12 protein-coding genes and 2 pseudogenes are annotated in these 16,979 nt (G+C 35.0%); 12 read left to right on the top strand and 2 right to left on the bottom strand.

Annotation, left to right across the window (positions count from 1 at the left end):
- Positions 1-147 precede the first annotated feature (147 nt).
- The 9 genes and pseudogenes from AC0L8O_RS15645 (at position 148) to AC0L8O_RS15605 (ending at position 11,232) form a co-directional block, all read left to right on the top strand.
- Positions 148-1,098 (top strand): carbohydrate ABC transporter permease, encoded by a 951-nt coding sequence (locus AC0L8O_RS15645; RefSeq protein WP_051475438.1) that lies wholly within the window; start codon positions 148-150, stop codon positions 1,096-1,098.
- A complete protein-coding gene (locus AC0L8O_RS15640) occupies positions 1,098-1,925 on the top strand; it encodes a carbohydrate ABC transporter permease (protein ID WP_026559517.1) in 828 nt (275 codons plus the stop codon). The genes AC0L8O_RS15645 and AC0L8O_RS15640 overlap by 1 nt, the downstream gene beginning before the upstream one ends.
- An 81-nt stretch (positions 1,926-2,006) precedes the next feature.
- Positions 2,007-3,292: pseudogene (locus AC0L8O_RS15635) on the top strand (ABC transporter substrate-binding protein).
- Between the two features lie 85 nt (positions 3,293-3,377).
- A complete protein-coding gene (locus AC0L8O_RS15630) occupies positions 3,378-5,195 on the top strand; it encodes a sensor histidine kinase (RefSeq protein WP_473443581.1) in 1,818 nt (605 codons plus the stop codon).
- A complete protein-coding gene (locus AC0L8O_RS15625; RefSeq protein WP_473443579.1) occupies positions 5,176-6,759 on the top strand; it encodes a response regulator transcription factor in 1,584 nt (527 codons plus the stop codon). Before AC0L8O_RS15630 ends, AC0L8O_RS15625 begins: the two co-directional genes overlap by 20 nt.
- A 97-nt stretch (positions 6,760-6,856) precedes the next feature.
- Complete coding sequence (locus AC0L8O_RS15620; RefSeq protein WP_026559521.1) at positions 6,857-7,681, top strand: PRD domain-containing protein; 825 nt, start codon at positions 6,857-6,859, stop codon at positions 7,679-7,681.
- A gap of 235 nt (positions 7,682-7,916) precedes the next feature.
- Positions 7,917-9,290 carry a sucrose-specific PTS transporter subunit IIBC gene (locus tag AC0L8O_RS15615; protein ID WP_473443577.1) on the top strand — a complete coding sequence of 458 codons (1,374 nt, stop codon included), beginning with the start codon at positions 7,917-7,919 and terminating at the stop codon, positions 9,288-9,290.
- 74 nt (positions 9,291-9,364) lie between these two features.
- A pseudogene (locus AC0L8O_RS15610) lies at positions 9,365-10,826 on the top strand (glycoside hydrolase family 32 protein).
- 145 nt (positions 10,827-10,971) lie between these two features.
- Complete coding sequence (locus tag AC0L8O_RS15605; RefSeq protein ID WP_473443575.1) at positions 10,972-11,232, top strand: metal-sensitive transcriptional regulator; 261 nt, start codon at positions 10,972-10,974, stop codon at positions 11,230-11,232.
- Between the two features lie 50 nt (positions 11,233-11,282).
- On the opposite strand, the gene AC0L8O_RS15600 is transcribed toward AC0L8O_RS15605, so the two are convergent.
- Complete coding sequence (locus AC0L8O_RS15600) at positions 11,283-11,660, bottom strand: VOC family protein (protein ID WP_473443573.1); 378 nt, start codon at positions 11,658-11,660, stop codon at positions 11,283-11,285.
- 281 nt (positions 11,661-11,941) lie between these two features.
- Here AC0L8O_RS15600 and AC0L8O_RS15595 point away from each other — a divergent pair, with 281 nt between their 5' ends.
- From AC0L8O_RS15595 to uraH, 3 genes are read left to right on the top strand one after another with little or no spacing between them, the layout of a single operon-like run.
- Positions 11,942-13,252 carry a nucleobase:cation symporter-2 family protein gene (locus tag AC0L8O_RS15595; protein WP_473443571.1) on the top strand — a complete coding sequence of 437 codons (1,311 nt, stop codon included), beginning with the start codon at positions 11,942-11,944 and terminating at the stop codon, positions 13,250-13,252.
- Positions 13,253-13,275: 23 nt separating this feature from the next.
- Positions 13,276-14,757 carry a factor-independent urate hydroxylase gene (gene pucL / locus AC0L8O_RS15590; RefSeq protein ID WP_473448923.1) on the top strand — a complete coding sequence of 494 codons (1,482 nt, stop codon included), beginning with the start codon at positions 13,276-13,278 and terminating at the stop codon, positions 14,755-14,757.
- A 12-nt stretch (positions 14,758-14,769) separates the two neighbouring features.
- Positions 14,770-15,123, top strand: coding sequence for a hydroxyisourate hydrolase (gene uraH / locus AC0L8O_RS15585; protein ID WP_473443569.1), 354 nt, complete (start codon positions 14,770-14,772; stop codon positions 15,121-15,123).
- A gap of 221 nt (positions 15,124-15,344) precedes the next feature.
- Here uraH and AC0L8O_RS15580 read toward each other — a convergent pair whose 3' ends face one another.
- The gene (locus AC0L8O_RS15580) at positions 15,345-16,958 is read right to left on the bottom strand and encodes a PucR family transcriptional regulator (protein WP_473443567.1); all 1,614 of its coding nucleotides are present in this window, start codon (positions 16,956-16,958) and stop codon (positions 15,345-15,347) included.
- Positions 16,959-16,979 lie beyond the last annotated feature (21 nt).

Raw genomic sequence — 16,979 nt, 5'->3', positions numbered from 1 at the left:
TGTTCTACTATTGTTTCTTCGTATACACAATGAACAAAGATCAATATAATGCACCTTTTTAGTCAATACAGTTGATCGAACCTTTGGTGAAAACGCTTTATAATCAAAAGCAAGCGATTACAAAAGTACTAGGTGGTGTTGATAAACATGAGTGCCAAAATAAATACTAATACCCTGGCGACAAAAGAAACACATGTGAAAGAAGAAATAAAAACAAACAAAAGCCCAAAGTTGAAAAAGGCTCTAGGGTACGCAGCGTTTGTGGGTCCGGCGATTTTATTTTTTGTTCTTATTCAAATTATTCCATTTTTTATGGGGGTCTATTATTCGTTCACGTCATGGAACGGAGTTAGTTCAGCAGTTGAATGGGTTGGATTAGAAAACTATATAAAAATCTTCACAGATGATCAAAAGTTCTTTAATTCATTTATCTTTACAACAAAATTTATGTTTGCTGCCGTTTTAATAAGTAACATTATAGGTTTTAGCTTTGCTTTATTACTGAATGCAGCATTAAAAACAAAGAATATATTACGAACTGTATTTTTCATTCCGAATGTAATTGGTGGTTTATTACTAGGATTTATATGGCAGTTTATCTTTGTTAAAGGGTTTGCGTCAATTGGAAACATGACTGACATCGGATTCTTTAAGTTACCTTGGCTTGGTGATGAAGCTACAGCTTTCTGGGGAATTGTAATTGTGTTTGCATGGCAAATTAGCGGCTATATGATGGTCATTTATATTGCAGCACTACAAGGGGTGGATACTTCCTTATTAGAAGCAGCAAAAATGGATGGTGCAACAAATTGGTCATTATTAACGAAGATCATTATCCCATTAATCTTACCTGCTTTTACGATTTGTTTCTTCCTGACAATTTCGATGGCATTTAAAATCTTTGATTTGAATCTTTCTTTAACAGGTGGGGGGCCATTTAATTCAACAGAATCAGTTGCTATTAATATATATCAGGAAGCCTTCATGAATAATAGATATGGACTTGGGACAGCAAAATCGATTCTATTCTTTATTGTAGTAGCCGTGTTTACAACACTTCAAGTAACATTCACGAAGAAAAAGGAGGTTGAAGCATAATGAATAAAGGCTATACAAAGCGAACATTTTTACTAGAGATCATTGCCATTATGCTTGCCTTAATCTTTTTAGTACCATTTTACTTTGTATTAATTAATTCTGTAAAAGGATTTTCGGAAATATTAATTGATGCAGCTGCACTACCGAAAGAAATTCTATTTAGTAACTATACAAAAGTTTGGGATATTCTAAGCTTCCAGGATGCATTTCTAAACTCTCTCATTATTACTGTATTTAGTATTGCCGGCATTGTTGTCATTAGTTCGATGGCGGCTTGGAAAATGGTGAGAACACCTGGAAAGCTAAGTAAAATATTGTTTATCTTCTTTGTGTCAGCAATGGTGATCCCCTTCCAGACAGTTATGATACCACTAATGAAATTAGGTGGAACACTTGGAATTATGAATAGTATACCTGGTATTGTCATTATGTATTTTGGGTTTGGGGTTTCTCTATCACTGTTCTTATACCATGGTTTTGTTAAAACAATTCCTATGGAAATCGAGGAGTCTGCTAGAGTAGATGGATGTACACAATTTGGTGTGTTTTGGAGAATTGTTTTCCCATTATTAAAGCCGATAACTGTAACCGTTATCATCTTAAACACATTATGGATTTGGAATGATTATCTGCTGCCATTACTTGTGTTGCAGGATGCTGAATTAAGAACAATCCCGTTAGCGACAAGTTCTTTCTTTGCTCAATATACAAAACAATGGGATATGGGATTAGCAGCTTTAGTTTTAGGTATAGCTCCAGTTATCGTGTTCTTCTTATTCCTGCAGAAGCACATTATAAAAGGAATTGCTGCAGGATCTATTAAGTAGTATATAATCTTATGGCTAGATGCCTAGCCATGCAGATTCATATAAAATAAAAAAAGATAAGATTGGGGAGGTCATTTTATCATGAAAAAGCTTTTGCTATTAGGTATGTCTTTCTTATTAGTATTAGGTATTTTAGCGGGGTGTAATTCAAGTAACAAGGAAAGCTCATCTGAAGGGAACAATGATTCAGGATCTGGTGATGGTGAAGTAGTTACATTGAATTTATTCCAGTTTAAAGTTGAGATTGCTGATCAGCTTCAAGAAATGATTAAAGAATTCGAAGCAGAGCACCCAAATATTAAAGTGAAACTTGAAACTGTTGGTGGTGGTGCTGACTACGGTGCTGCTTTAAAAGCAAAATTTGCATCAGGTGAAGAGCCGGATATCTTCAATAACGGTGGATTTAAAGAATTAGAACTTTGGAAAGAGCATTTAGCTGATCTTTCTAACGAGCCATGGGCGGAGCATGTACTTCCTATCGGTAAAGTTCCAACGACAGACGCAGACGGAAAGCTTTACGGTATGCCAGTAAACCTTGAAGGATATGGATTCATTTATAACAAGGATTTATTTGAAAAAGCAGGTATTACAGAACCTCCAAAAACTCTTTCTGAATTACAAGATGCTGTAAAGAAACTTGATGCAGCTGGAATCAAAGCATTTTCTGCCGGTTATGGCGAGTGGTGGGTAATTGGTCAACACTTAATGAATATTCCATTTGCACAACAAGATGATCCAGAAAGCTTTATTGCAGGCTTAAACGACGGTTCTGCAAAATTTGCTGGTAATGAGAAATTCAAACAATTCAAAGATATTGTTGATTTAGAAGTGAAAAATGCAGTAGGTAACCCAATTACAACTGATTACAATACTCAAGTAACATTATTTGCATCAGGTGAAGCAGCAATGCTGCAACAAGGTAACTGGACTGAAAATATGATTACTGAAATCAATCCTGAAATCAATATGGGCTTCTTACCAATCCCATTAAATGATGAAGAGAATGCTGATAGATTACCAGTAGGAGTACCTAATAACTGGGTATTAAACAAAAACTCTGAACATTTAGAAGAAGCGAAAACATTCTTAAACTGGATGGTATCTTCTGAAACTGGTAAACGTTATATCACAGAAGAATTCGCGTTTATTCCAGCATTCGATAATATCGAAGCTTCTGGTTTAGGTGACTTAGGTCAATCAATCTTAGAATACTCTAAAGAAGAAAAACAATTTCTTGGAACTGGTTCAGGTGGCCGGATGGAGCAAACAAAGAATTTGCTGCTACCATCCAAGAATATGCAGCAGGTAAGATTACGTTCGATGAAGCATTAGAAAAATTCCAAGCAACATGGGATAATATGAAATAAAAAGGTTTGACAAAAGCATGTCTATCATAGGCATGCTTTTTCACCTATAATAGTTGGTACATCCCTTAAGATTGGAGGTTCCCCAGTGAAAAAAACAAGCATACGCAATAAGCTGATCGTACTGTTATTATTAATTACCATTGTTCCATTTGGAACTTCAATTGTTATCACTTACTTTTATACGAAAGAGTCATTAAAGGATGAATTCGTAGCGGAAAACGTCAATCTCCTTTATCAAGGAAAGTTAAACATTGAGGGGTATATCGGGGAACTGAAAAATCTAACGTTATCATTTTATAATAATATTGATTTTATGAGATATATGAAGAATAATCCTGATTTTGATAAGGATTATCTCGCAAAGGAAAGCTTTAAAAATGTGATATTAACGATCCTTTATGCTGAGGAAAACATCAATCGAGTGAATATTGCATTGATGGATGATCACCATACTATTTCTGTATCCAAAAAGTCGGCTGTCGTCTTTTCACGGTTAAATCAAAACCTGAATCAAGGTATGTATGATAAAGCGTTAAACAATCCTTATCGTATTTATATTGAGCCGATGGAGGTTTTACAGGAAGAGAATATAAGTGAGAATTCTAAAAGGAGAAATGACATGTTTACTTTGCATCGTGCGTTAATCGATGTGCCGTCAGATGATCTATTAGGATATATTTCGCTGGAAATAAACTCAGAGCATCTCCTTGGAATCGCCGAAAAGCTATATGTGAAAGATAAAGAGGAATTTTATCTATTAAGTCCTGAAGGAGAGTTGATTTTTCGTTCCAACAATGATGTGGATGAGAACCAACAATGGATTACGAGCCTTATAAAGAGTAACAAACCAAATGGAATGATGGAATGGAAAAAGGATTCCTTTCACGGTTTAATGATTTATGAAACCCTTGATGAATCATCCGGCGGTTGGATCATGGTAAAAAGAATTCCTTATACATCCGTTTTTGAAAGTGCATTAAGTGTAGCTAAAATCAATATCCTATTTGGCGTAATCGGGTTAATCCTTGTCATTATGGCAACTTTATTTGTTTCATTTAAAATCACCTCGCCCATACGGATACTATTACAAAATATAAAACAGGTTGAAAACGGGAATATGAACGTTCAATTTGATTCTCTAGGTAATGATGAAATAGGTACACTTGGTGAGCGTTTTAAAGAGATGATTGCAAAGATAAATCATCTTATTAATCGAGAATATAAACTGGAGATTGAAAATAAAACAAATCAATTAAAGGCATTGCAATCTCAGTTAAATCCGCATTTTTTATACAATGCTCTGCAGTCCATCGGTACTTTGGCATTAAAAAACAATGTACCACAAGTCTATACTTTGGTTACTCACCTGTCGAAGATCATGAGGTATGGGATGAATATTGATGAAGATCTAGTTCCTTTAACAAAGGAAATTGATTACACAAAGGCCTTTTTATTACTTCAAAAAGAAAGATTTGGCGACCAATTTGAGTATGCATTGACTTTTGATAAAGAAGATTCTTTTATTACAGTTCCGAAGATGATTCTTCAGCCAATCATTGAAAACTATTTTAAGCATGGTTTTGATCGAAGTAATGATAAAATCGGTCATTTAAAGATTATTGTAAGAAGAGATCAAGGTCAATTGGTGATGACAGTTCAAGATAATGGAAACGGAATAACAGAAACAAGGCTTAACGAGATATATCAAACACTAAACGAAGATCAACAAAGTAAGCTTGGGGGTGCAAATATAGGTTTGAGAAATGTTTACTTACGTTTGAAGCTCTATTTTGGTGAAAAAGCATCATTATTAATAGAGAATGATGAAGACGGAGGTACTTTTGTTACGATAAAGCTTCCGGTAGAAACGGGAGGTTCAGGAAATGAAAGCAATCATAATTGACGATGAAACACATGTTAGAGAAGGGCTGCTTTTATTAGCAGAATGGAAGAGATTTGGTATTCAAAAAGTATTCGAGGCAAAGGATGGAGAAGAGGCGCAAAACCTGATTATTCAGAATCAGCCGGAGATCATCTTCACAGATATGAATATGCCCAAATTTGATGGAATTGAACTTTTAAAATGGCTAAATAAAAATGAAATAAAAAGTAAAATCATTGTGATCAGCGGTTATGATGATTTTCATTATATGAGAAACGCCATTACGTATGGAAGCTATGATTACCTATTAAAACCAATTGACCCCGGATTGCTTAATGAAACTTTAGAAAGAGCGGTATCAGATTGGAAAAAGGAAGCACTTCAAAGGGAGTCTACAAACGAAACGAATAGAGTCATTAATGAGGTAAAACCTCTTTATTGGGATTATCTTTTTTCTAATGTTATATCGAATCAAGTTATATCGGATGAAACCGTTCAAAAAATCAAGAAGGAATTTGGGGTTCACGTTAATGAAATTGAGTGTACAATCTCTCTAGTATTTATTAGTCCTAAGATGATCGAAAAGTTTAATTATGATAAAGATTTAGCCTTTTTTACCTTATTAAATATAAGCAATGAAATTGTTCGCTCGAAACAAAGTGGTTTTTGCTTTCGGAATATAAACAAAGAATATGAGATTGTCGTTCTTTTGTGGAATAGTAAAAATGAAATAGAGATCCTAAAAAAAATACAAACGGAAATTTATAAGTTTAGTGGCATGAATGTCCTGTTTTTTGTTGGAAAATCATTGTCTTTAATTAAGGAGGCCTACCATACTGCACGAAAAACTTTACTGAAGCATAATATGATGGAATGTGCTAAGAGAAATAATATCGTAAGGTACGAAAACATTACTACAGTCCCTAACCTGCATTTATTCGATTTCGCCGAAGATATTAAATGGGCTATTCAAAGCAGCAGTATAGAGCAAATGGATGAGATTATGCAAAAAATCTTTTATGCCCTTGAATCTAAGCATGTACTCTCGTACGAGCAAGTAAGTATTTGGGAAGAGCAGTTTGAGATTTTGAGAAAAAATTGGTTAAAAGAATATAATACGAATGAAGACTTGGATTTTTATAAGGGGATGAATTATTGGGATGATAAAGGAATTTTCTCATTTAATAAATTCAAAGAAGAAAAACGGAAGGAATTTTATGAATTAATTCATCTATTAAATGATGTGAGATATAAAAGAGAAACGAACAGTATTCAAGAGATTGAAGCTTTCTTACGAAAGAACTATGAGAAGGATATTACATTACAGGAAATTGCGGAACGATTTTTTTTAAGTCGTGAATATATTTCCCGAAAGTTCAAGCAAGAATATCATGAAACATTAACAAACTATTTAACGAAAATTAGAATTGAAAAAGCAAAAGAGCTTTTAGAAAATCCGCATCTTAAAGTATATGAAATTTCATATAAGGTTGGATATCCCAATGAAAAATATTTCAGTAAAGTGTTTAAAAAACTAGTTGGATTAACTCCTAATGAATATCGGGTACACGTGATGTCAAAATAGATAGATGTGAGGGTACCCATGTTTTTTAGTTACAAGTTTATACAACACTTGCTTATTTAATGCTACTATATGTTTATTAATCGCTCGGAGGACATATATGCGTATATTTAGAATATTAAACAACAATGCAGTGGTTGTAATTGATGGGCCACAAGAGAAAATTGTAATGGGACCTGGAATTGCGTTTCAGAAGCAAAGAAATGATATTGTGCCAAAAGGTAAAATAGAAAAAATCTTTGTTTTACGTGATGCTTCATCAGAAAAGTTCCAACAATTACTATCTACATTACCAGAGTCACATATTGAATTAGCAGAAAGTATCATAAGTTATGCTGAAGGTCATTTATTGGCTCCTTTAAGTGATCATATTCATGTGGCCTTAACAGACCATCTATCTTTTGCTTTGGAGAGGATTGAACAAGGAATTCCTATTAAAAACAAGCTAGTGAACGAAATAAAAATGCTCTACAAAAAAGAATATGAAATAGGAATGTGGGCAAAGAAGGAGATTAAGAAAAAGCTAGGGATCGACATACCAGAGGATGAAGTAGCTCACATAGCTCTTCATATTCACACAGCGAAAATGGATGCTCCTTCTATGAGTGAATCTTTAAAACATGCCTCCATTTTAAGTGAATTTGTCCAACAAGTTGAAACATGTATTGGTGAAAAGATAGAAGAATCTTCAATCAATTATCAAAGGTTAATCACACATCTTCGCTTTGCCTTAAATCGTATCCAACAGGGAGAGCAGTTTGAACCTATTGATCAAGATATGCTGGGGCTTATACAAGACAAGTATAAAAAGGCTTATGAATATTCACAGAAAATATTAGATTATTTATGTGAAGAATATGAGATTTCTTTTCCATCATCTGAAATCGCCTATATTGCGATCCATATTCAAAGGCTAATAAAATAGTAAGTGTCGAAATTTGAATTTTATTGTTGACGTTTCCATATGTCTGGTATAAAATTTACTCAATCAAACAATTTCATATGTAGGATTGTGACTGATAATGCAGGCAAGACCTAGAATATATAAGATGACATGGGTAGATCATTTTTCTCTTTGCTACCTATCTTTCCTTATATATTTTGGGTCTTTTTGTTGTTTATCGGAAAAATCCTATATGCTATATAAGGAGGAAATGAACATGAATCATCGTGAAGTTGCAGAAGAGCTTGTTACAAAGCTCGGAGGTAAAAACAATGTCATTAGTGCAGCTCATTGTGCAACTCGTCTTCGTCTTGTAATTGAAGATGAAAGTCAAATAGACAAAAATGCTATAGAAGATTTAGATGGCGTAAAAGGGGCTTTCTCAAGCTCAGGACAGTTTCAAATCATTTTTGGTACGGGAACAGTGAATAAGGTATATCAACATTTCGCTCCAATAGTTGGTGTTTCAATGGAAGAAAACACTTCAAATAAAAGTGAATCACATGGGGATGCTGCAAAACGTAAGATGAATCCGTTTGCCCGATTTGCTCGAACACTGTCAAATATTTTTGTGCCGATTATTCCTGCCATTGTGGCAGCAGGTATGTTAATGGGTCTTTTAGGATTAGTGAAAACATATAACTGGGTCGACCCTGAAAGCGGATTATTTGTCATGCTTGATATGTTTTCATCTGCAGCCTTTATTATTTTACCTATATTAATCGGATTTAGTGCAGCTAAGGAATTTGGTGCAAATGGTTTTCTTGGTGCCGTAATAGGGGGAATTATGATACACCCTAACTTATTAAATCCATGGGGTCTATCTAATGCAGAGCCTACTACACTTGATTTCTTTGGCTTTGGAGTTGAAATGTTAGGGTATCAAGGGACAGTCATTCCCGTTCTTTTAACAGTTTATATTATGGCGCAGATTGAAAAAGGCTTACGAAAAGTCATTCCAAATGTTATTGATTTACTTGTAACACCATTTTTAACAGTGATTTTTACAGGGTTCTTTGCATTGCTAGTAATCGGTCCATTAGGAAGAATGCTAGGCAACGGAATTACAACGGTATTAGATGTTGTGTATAATTCAGCAGGACCTATTGCAGGGCTTTTGTTTGGAGGTTTATATTCAACTATCGTATTAACAGGTGTTCATCATAGCTTCCATGCGATAGAGGCTGAATTACTAAATGTTGGTGGAAACTACTTACTTCCGATCTGGGCGATGGCAAACGTGGCTCAAGGTGGGGCTACTCTTGCTGTTTTCTTTAAAACAAAAAATAGCAAAACGAAGGAGATTGCACTTCCGGCGGCCGTTTCTACGTTTCTTGGAATAACGGAGCCGGCTATTTTCGGAGTAAACTTAAAATATCGCCGTCCATTTATTGGAGCAGCAATCGGTGGAGCTTTGGGTGGGGCATATGTTGTTTTCACTCAAGTCATGGCCAATGGAATTGGATTAACAGGAATTCCCCAGTTTGCAATCGTTCAAGATCCTATTAACTATGGAATTGGATTTGTGATTGCAGTGGCGGGTGCCTTCATTTCTACCTTATTATTAGGGTGGAAAGAAGAGTCTAAATAAATAAAAATGGGTTGGCTTTGGTGTCAGAGTCAACCCTTTAGTTTTAAAAGTATTGGTAAGTAGGTGAAAGAATCATGACAAAAGATGAACAATTACGACAAGAAGCATTTGAAGAGATTGAAAAACATAGGAATCTTGTAGAACTGGATCCATATAGATTAACCTATCATTTAATGCCGCCAGTGGGATTATTAAATGATCCAAATGGATTTATTCAAGTAAATGGAGTCTATCATCTCTATTATCAGTGGATGCCATTCAAGACAGATCATGGAGCAAAGTTTTGGGGGCATTATTCATCAGAAGATTTAGTGAACTGGAGGCATGAGAGCATTGCGTTAACACCTTCAGAGTGGTATGAAAAAAATGGTTGTTATTCAGGAAGTGCGATTGAGTACGAAGGAAAAATATATGTCTTTTACACAGGCAATGTAAAAGACGAACAAGGCAATCGTGAAACATACCAATGTTTAGCTATTTCAGAGGATGGTATATATTTTAAGAAGAAGGGTCCACTTATTTATCTGCCAGAAGGCTTCACCGCTCATTTTCGTGATCCTAAGGTTTGGAAGCAAGAAGAAACCTATTTCTTGGTAATCGGAGCTCAGACTGAAGATTTAAAAGGTGCAATTGTTCTATATCAGTCAAAAGATTTATTAAATTGGACGTATCGTGGGATTTTAGTTGGTGGTGGAAAAGGGGAACTTCATGAATTTGGCTATATGTTTGAATGTCCGGATTTATTTCATCTTGATGGAAAAGATATTCTAGTTTTTTCACCGCAAGGCTTAGAAGCACAAGGTATGAATTATCAAAATGTGTATCAGTGCAGGCTATGTTATTGGAGATTTTGATCCAAAGACTGGTGAATATATGCATAAAGAGTTTGAGGAGCTTGATCGTGGCTTTGATTTTTATGCTCCACAAACAACGATAGATAATAAGGGGAGAAGACTCCTATTTGGCTGGATGAGTGTACCTGACCAAAATGAACAAGATCACCCTACAATAGAATATAAATGGGTTCACAATATGACATTGCCGCGAGAAATGAAATTGGTGAATGGTAAAGTATATCAAGTTCCTGTTGACGAGCTGGACCAGCTAAGATGCAGTGAGGCTGTGTCACATTCCGTTAAGTTTACAAATGAATCGAAGGGACTAAATGGCATACACGGCAAATCTGTGGAATTGAACATTCGTGATATTGAGATAAACGAGGGTTGGATAGAGATTTCAATAAGTGATGGAGGAAGAATAATCTACTCTGCGGATGATAAAGTGATGTCGTTTGAAAGAAAGAGCTATGTGGATGGTACGACCGAGAAACGCCAATGTCTACTTTATGATTTAAAAAACTTGCGTATATTTATTGATACGTCTTCTGTCGAAATATTTATTAATGATGGGCAAGAAACATTTACTTCTAGAATTTATCCATCTCCTAAGAACGACACGATCACATTTGGAGCATCAAAGGATGCTAGCTTTACTGTTTTAAAATGGGATCTAAATGTGAAAAATGTAAATATATAAACACTAAAAATCACTTTCTCAAAGTTTGAGAAAGTGATTTTTAGTTAAACTCAACTTTTCGATATAAAAGGAGAAAGAATTTATCTGAAAGTACCTAATAGGGTATAATGTTAAATAAATAAAAAGATACTAAGGAGGGCGAACAATGGAATACGATACTCAAATAAAAAACCGAGTTAAACGTATCGAAGGACAATTAAGAGGAATACTCCGAATGATGGAGGAAAAGCAGGATTGCAAAGATATAATTACCCAGTTATCTGCTAGTAGAACAGCTATTGATCGGACAATAGGTGTGATCGTAAGCTCGAATTTAATTGAATGTGTTCGGATTGCAGAAGAAAAAGGCGAAAATACGGAAGATTTAGTTAAAGAAGCTGTTAATTTACTTGTGAAAAGTAGATAAAGATTATATTTTAAAACCGCATGAATTAAAATTCATGCGGTTTTTTGATGTTATTTTTGAAGCACTGCAAAATAATTACCTTCACTGTCTGAAAAGTTAAATACCCGACCATTTGGCATATCGACTATATCACCTACTGTAACATCCTTATTCTGAAGTCCGTTGTACAATTCATCGAGATTGTCTGAGAAAAATAACAAGGAAGGTGTTCCAAGATTAAGCTCAGGTTCCATTTTTGCAATAAGCTCCTTATTATGAAGGATTATGCTAGTTTCAGACTCTTTTGTAGGAGATAGTTCAATCCACCTCATTCCTTCACCGTTATCCTCTTCTGCAACTACATGAAACCCTACTTTTTCCGTCCAAAAATTCACTGCTTCATCTTGGTTGTTAACATAAAGCATGATTTGGCCTACTTTGTTAATCATATTTTTCACTCCATTTCTAATGAAATAATGAGTATGTATTTTCTAGTGAGTTATTTAAATTATACGAGTATGTTCTAAATAAAGTAAATGCGAAAATCAAATTATTATTGTTTGAAAAGATTTAGTTGAAGTTATTATTTTTGAAATTTAGATAACTAATACAAAGGAAACAGTGAATTTTTCTACATCCTACAATGACAAATAAATTGAAAACATATATATTGTTAATAAATGTAACATATAATGTTATAAAACATTACATTAACTTTAGGAGGGGTAGTATGGAAAGTGAAAAAAGCGGAATAAAGATTTTCTCCTTAGGGCTGCAACATGTTCTGGCTATGTATGCGGGAGCTATATTGGTTCCGCTCATTGTAGGAAGAGCGTTGAATTTAACGTCTGAGCAATTGGCTTATCTAGTTGCAATAGATCTTCTTACATGTGGAATTGCGACCCTTTTACAAGCGTGGAAAACAAACTACTTTGGAATTGGATTGCCTGTTGTGTTAGGAAGTTCGTTTGTGGCGGTCACTCCTATGATTGCGATTGGAAGTCAATATGGAGTCTCGGCCATTTATGGAGCGATTATCGTTGGAGGTCTATTTGTTCTGTTTTTTGCTTCATTCTTCGGAAAAATCATAAAGCTTTTTCCTCCGGTTGTAACTGGATCGGTTGTAACCATTATCGGCTTATCTTTAGTACCTACGGGGATACGTAATATGGCAGGAGGGGCTGGTAGTGAAGATTTTGGAAGCGTGGAAAATTTACTTCTTTCATTTGGAGTGTTAGTCGCAATTATCGTGATGAATCGGTTTTTTAAAGGGTTTGCTCAGGCTTTATCAGTGTTAATTGGTATTATAGCCGGCACAATTGTTGCGACCATTATGGGGAAGGTTAATGTTTCTGATGTTTATGAAGCTTCGTGGTTTCATTTACCTGAGTTATTTTATTTTGGAGTTCCGACCTTTGAAATTGGACCGATTCTGACGATGATTATTGTTTGTCTTGTCATCATGATTGAATCAACAGGTGTGTTTTTAGCTTTGAGTAAAATTTGTGATCAAAAGTTAGAGGAAAAAGATTTTGTTAGGGGATATCGGGCAGAAGGATTAGCGATTGTGTTGGGTGGTTTGTTTAATGCATTTCCTTATAATACATTTGCGCAAAATGTTGGCCTTGTTCAGCTTTCAAAAGTGAAAACGAAAAATGTCGTTGTTGCTGCAGGTTTTATATTAGTTGTTTTAGGACTTGTTCCAAAAATTGCAGCTTTCGCCACGATCATTCCGCCGGCAGTATTAGGTGGTGCGACAGTTGTTATGTTTGGAATGGTGATATCTTCAGGAATCAAAATGCTGGGATCTGTTGATTTTGGTGATCAACAAAATTTGTTGGTGATTGCTTGTTCGATATCATTGGGCTTAGGTGCAACCGTTGTTCCGGATCTTTTTGCGGGTTTACCACAATCTTTTAAAATCATTGTCAGTGACGGAATTATTACAGGTAGCTTAACCGCAATTTTATTAAATTTATTTTTTATGATTCGTAAAAAATCAAAACCGGTTTCGATAAAGGAAGATCAATCGGTTGCTTAAAAAGCTGAGAGAAGGTGAGTGTACTGATTTCGATAAGTGAATTAAATGGCATAAATCAAAGCAAGTTTATTGAAGTACTGAAAGATATATTTGAGCACTCACCATGGGTTGCTGAAAAAGTATGGACATATCGTCCGTTTGCCTCGTTAACAGATCTTCATGAAAAAATGGTGTTTATCGTGAAGGATGCAACTTATGAAGAAAAATTAGCGTTAATTCAAGCGCATCCTAACTTGGGAACCCGCCTTGAAATGAGTAATGCCTCCGTAAAAGAGCAGGCTGGAGTTGGTTTAAATCAATTAACATCAGAGGAGTTTGATCAATTTTCGTCTTTGAATAAACTGTATATGGAGAAGTTTGGTTTTCCGTTTATTATGGCAGTGAAAGGTCAGACAAAGACTGTTATCTATGAATCTATGCATCGAAGAAGTAATCATCATGAGACAGAAGAATTTGAAACAGCTTTAAAAGAGATTGAAAAGATTGCCTACTTTCGTTTAGAAAAACTAATCAAAAAAAGGAGTGTTCTCATGTTGAAGAAACATACTGTCTCATATGGTAAAGGTGATGTTTTTGCTTATCGAACTTTTTTGTCTCCATTAACAGGAGTGAAACAAATTCCTGAATCTGATTTTACCGGAAGAAGCAATACGGTATTTGGAGTGAATGTAAAAATTGAAGTAGGAGGTCAAAAACTGCTTCCTTCATTTACTGAAGGAGATAACAGTCTTGTTGTTGCAACAGATTCAATGAAAAACTTTGTACAAAGACATTTAGGTAGCTATGAAGGGGCTACGATTGAAGGGTTTGTCCAATATGTTGCAGAAGAGTTTTTAAAGAAATATGACCATATTGATACGATTAAAATAATTGGTGAAGAGGTTCCGTTTGAAGAGACGACAACAGCTTCGGCAAATGGGTTAATGCAAAGTGATTTAGTATTTAAACATTCACGAAATGAAAAATCGGTAGCAACAATTGAGATGGTTCGTGGTGAGGGGACGATCGATATTGTTCAACAAAGTAGCGGGGTCCTGGATTTACAGTTAATTAAAGTCAGAGGGAATTCATTTGTCGGTTTTATTCGGGATGAATATACAACTCTTCCGGAAGACAGCAACCGCCCTCTGTTTATCTATCTAAATATCGGTTGGGAATACGAAGATATGGAGGATTCGACGGGATCCGCGCCATATAGCTATGTGTGTGCAGAGCAAGTTCGAGATATTGCAACATCCATCTTCCATGAGCTTGAAACGCCTTCCATTCAATATTTAATCTATCTTATTGGTTGTCGAGTTCTGGAAAGATTTCCACAGCTCCGCGAAGTTAGTTTTCAATCTCAAAATCATACGTGGGATCCGGTCGTGGAGGAAATTCCAAACTCGGAAGGCAAGGTGTACACTGAACCCCGTCCTCCTTACGGTTTTCAGTATTTTACCGTTACAAAAGAAGATCTTGTAAATAGTAAAGAGCTGTCAGGAGAAATAAATATTTCAAAATAAGGGTTGATGGTTATGACAGGTTTGACAACACATATATTGGATTTAACGCATGGTATACCTGCTGCTGATGTTCTTGTGCAGTTATTGAGATTAGAAGGTAAGAGAGCTTCTCTAATCAAATCAGTTAGAACAAATGGTGATGGAAGGATAGATTTGCCGCTTCTCTCTGCAGAAGAGATGCGGATAGGTGAATATGAGTTGTTGTTTTATATTGGTGATTATTTTCGTGGGAAAGAATTACCTCTTCCGGATCCAGCTTTTTTAGATAAAGTATCTATTCGTTTTGGTGTTGCGGATGTAAATGCTCACTACCATGTGCCGTTATTGGTATCACCGTGGGGGTACCAAGTTTATAGAGGGAGCTAATTTGAATTCTGGGAGATTTGCAAAAAATTGATAATACCTGCAAAAATAACGTAGTTTTTGCAAAAATAATAGATTATTTACAAGATTACACGAGATTTTGCAAGAATATCTATAAAACTGCAAAATTATTTAGAATCGAAGAGCCTCCACTGTGTATTTATTGGTGGAGGCTTTCGTTTTATCTAGAAATCTAAGTAATTTTATATCTAATATTTTAATTACTATCCCTGTATTAATGTCTTTATGCGAAATGCCAGTCTTAATCTGAGTGTTTCATCAGGTTCTTTTAAACTTCTGCCAATAATCTCCTCGCATTTTTCAAGTCGGTAAATGACTGTGTTGCGGTGAACATATAGACGTTTCGCGGTTTCTGATAACTGACAATGAGTTTCAAGAAAAACGGATAATGTGTGCAATAAAACTTGGTGGTCTTTTTTTGTATCATCTGTAAATGACTGAAATGTATCATCATAGAATTTTTTTAATTGCTCGTATGGAATCATCCTGAGAATTTCGGGGACTTTTTTCGGCTGATATAGTTCGATAAACTGTTTTTTACCTGACATGTTTCCATGATACAGAGCATCTTTTGCTTCTTTATATGACACTGTTACATTTGTAAGCTCTTCAGCATACACGCTAATTCCGAATGAAAGATCTTTTTGGTAGTGGGTGGAAACTTTCGTTTGTATTCTTTTTAATAGACTTATAAAAGGTTGTTCAATATCCTTCCACCCTGACTGAAGTTCCAATAATAAGATAAATGTTTGATCCATTGTAAAAAGGTGGACTATTGCTTCGTTATTTTGGACTTCGAATTCGATTGTGTCATAAATAAAATCGGTTTCTGTTTGATATTGTAGATAGGACTGTTTTTTATCTTCTTCACTAATCTCTCCAACTGCACATAAATAACGTTGACCGCTTTTTAGGCCAAATTCTTTTCCACGGCTAATAATCTCATCTGAAGTTGAAAATGTACCATTGACAAAGTTTGTGAAAAATTCATTCTGAATTCGTTTTTTATTTTGTTTTAAGGCATTTTCCTTCATTAATTCAAATGCAATGACATTTGATGCTTGTTTTATCGTCAAAATGGTCGTCCGATCTGTTAAAGGGATAAATCCTAAAATACAAAGATAGTGATATTGTTTATGTGTATAGACAGGGAACAATGTTACAGTGAGCTGTTCTTCACCTATCAGAGTAAATGTTGACAAAGATTTTGTTGATAAATGAAAGGAATATCCTTTATAGAGAAGGGATTCCAATTGTGAAAATAAGGTAGAATGATCAATGGTGCTCGTGGGCATTAAATGATCATTTAATAAGTAAACGGGCAATTGGGTAAGGGAAGAAACATTATCAATAATTTCTTGGATTCCCTTCCCATTCATTATTTGATCTGTAAATTGCTGATGAATTTCCATCGCTTGGTGGAGTTCGTTAGTTCGAATATCAAGTATAAAACTAAGGGATTTATTCACAATATCTCCTAAAGATGTCTCAACAGGGAGTTCTAATAAAGGTAAATTCAGTTTATTTGCCAGGTTGATAGCTTCTATGGGTATTTCTTGTAAGAACCGTTTCGTTTTAATGCCTAAGCCGGAGCAATTTTGTTTTACCATCGCTTCTATTAATGCAAGTAAAGACTTAAGGTCTTCTTTAAAATGAAAAGCGGTAGTAACGAGTAATTCGTTTTGTTTTAGAAAGTGAATAATATCAGGAGCATCCATCATGTTCACCGTATTCACTTCTCGATTTAATCCTTGTGCTCCTGCAACTAATCTAGTTCCGGAAAAAATAGGTAAGTTCATTAATTCACTTAATTTCATGAAATTCATCCTTTGTTAGAT

The organism is Metabacillus sp. KJ11-3 (assembly GCF_055808295.1).
Note: the sequence above shows the minus strand (reverse complement) of the source record. Positions and strands in the feature narration are given on the sequence as shown.

Coding starts and splice junctions, on each gene's coding strand:
- AC0L8O_RS15645 (WP_051475438.1), top strand. CDS start 148: ATGAGTGCCAAAATAAATACTAATACCCTGGCGACAAAAGAAACACAT.
- AC0L8O_RS15640 (WP_026559517.1), top strand. CDS start 1,098: ATGAATAAAGGCTATACAAAGCGAACATTTTTACTAGAGATCATTGCC.
- AC0L8O_RS15625 (WP_473443579.1), top strand. CDS start 5,176: ATGAAAGCAATCATAATTGACGATGAAACACATGTTAGAGAAGGGCTG.
- AC0L8O_RS15620 (WP_026559521.1), top strand. CDS start 6,857: ATGCGTATATTTAGAATATTAAACAACAATGCAGTGGTTGTAATTGAT.
- AC0L8O_RS15615 (WP_473443577.1), top strand. CDS start 7,917: ATGAATCATCGTGAAGTTGCAGAAGAGCTTGTTACAAAGCTCGGAGGT.
- AC0L8O_RS15605 (WP_473443575.1), top strand. CDS start 10,972: ATGGAATACGATACTCAAATAAAAAACCGAGTTAAACGTATCGAAGGA.
- AC0L8O_RS15600 (WP_473443573.1), bottom strand. CDS start 11,660: ATGATTAACAAAGTAGGCCAAATCATGCTTTATGTTAACAACCAAGAT.
- AC0L8O_RS15595 (WP_473443571.1), top strand. CDS start 11,942: ATGGAAAGTGAAAAAAGCGGAATAAAGATTTTCTCCTTAGGGCTGCAA.
- uraH (WP_473443569.1), top strand. CDS start 14,770: ATGACAGGTTTGACAACACATATATTGGATTTAACGCATGGTATACCT.
- AC0L8O_RS15580 (WP_473443567.1), bottom strand. CDS start 16,958: ATGAAATTAAGTGAATTAATGAACTTACCTATTTTTTCCGGAACTAGA.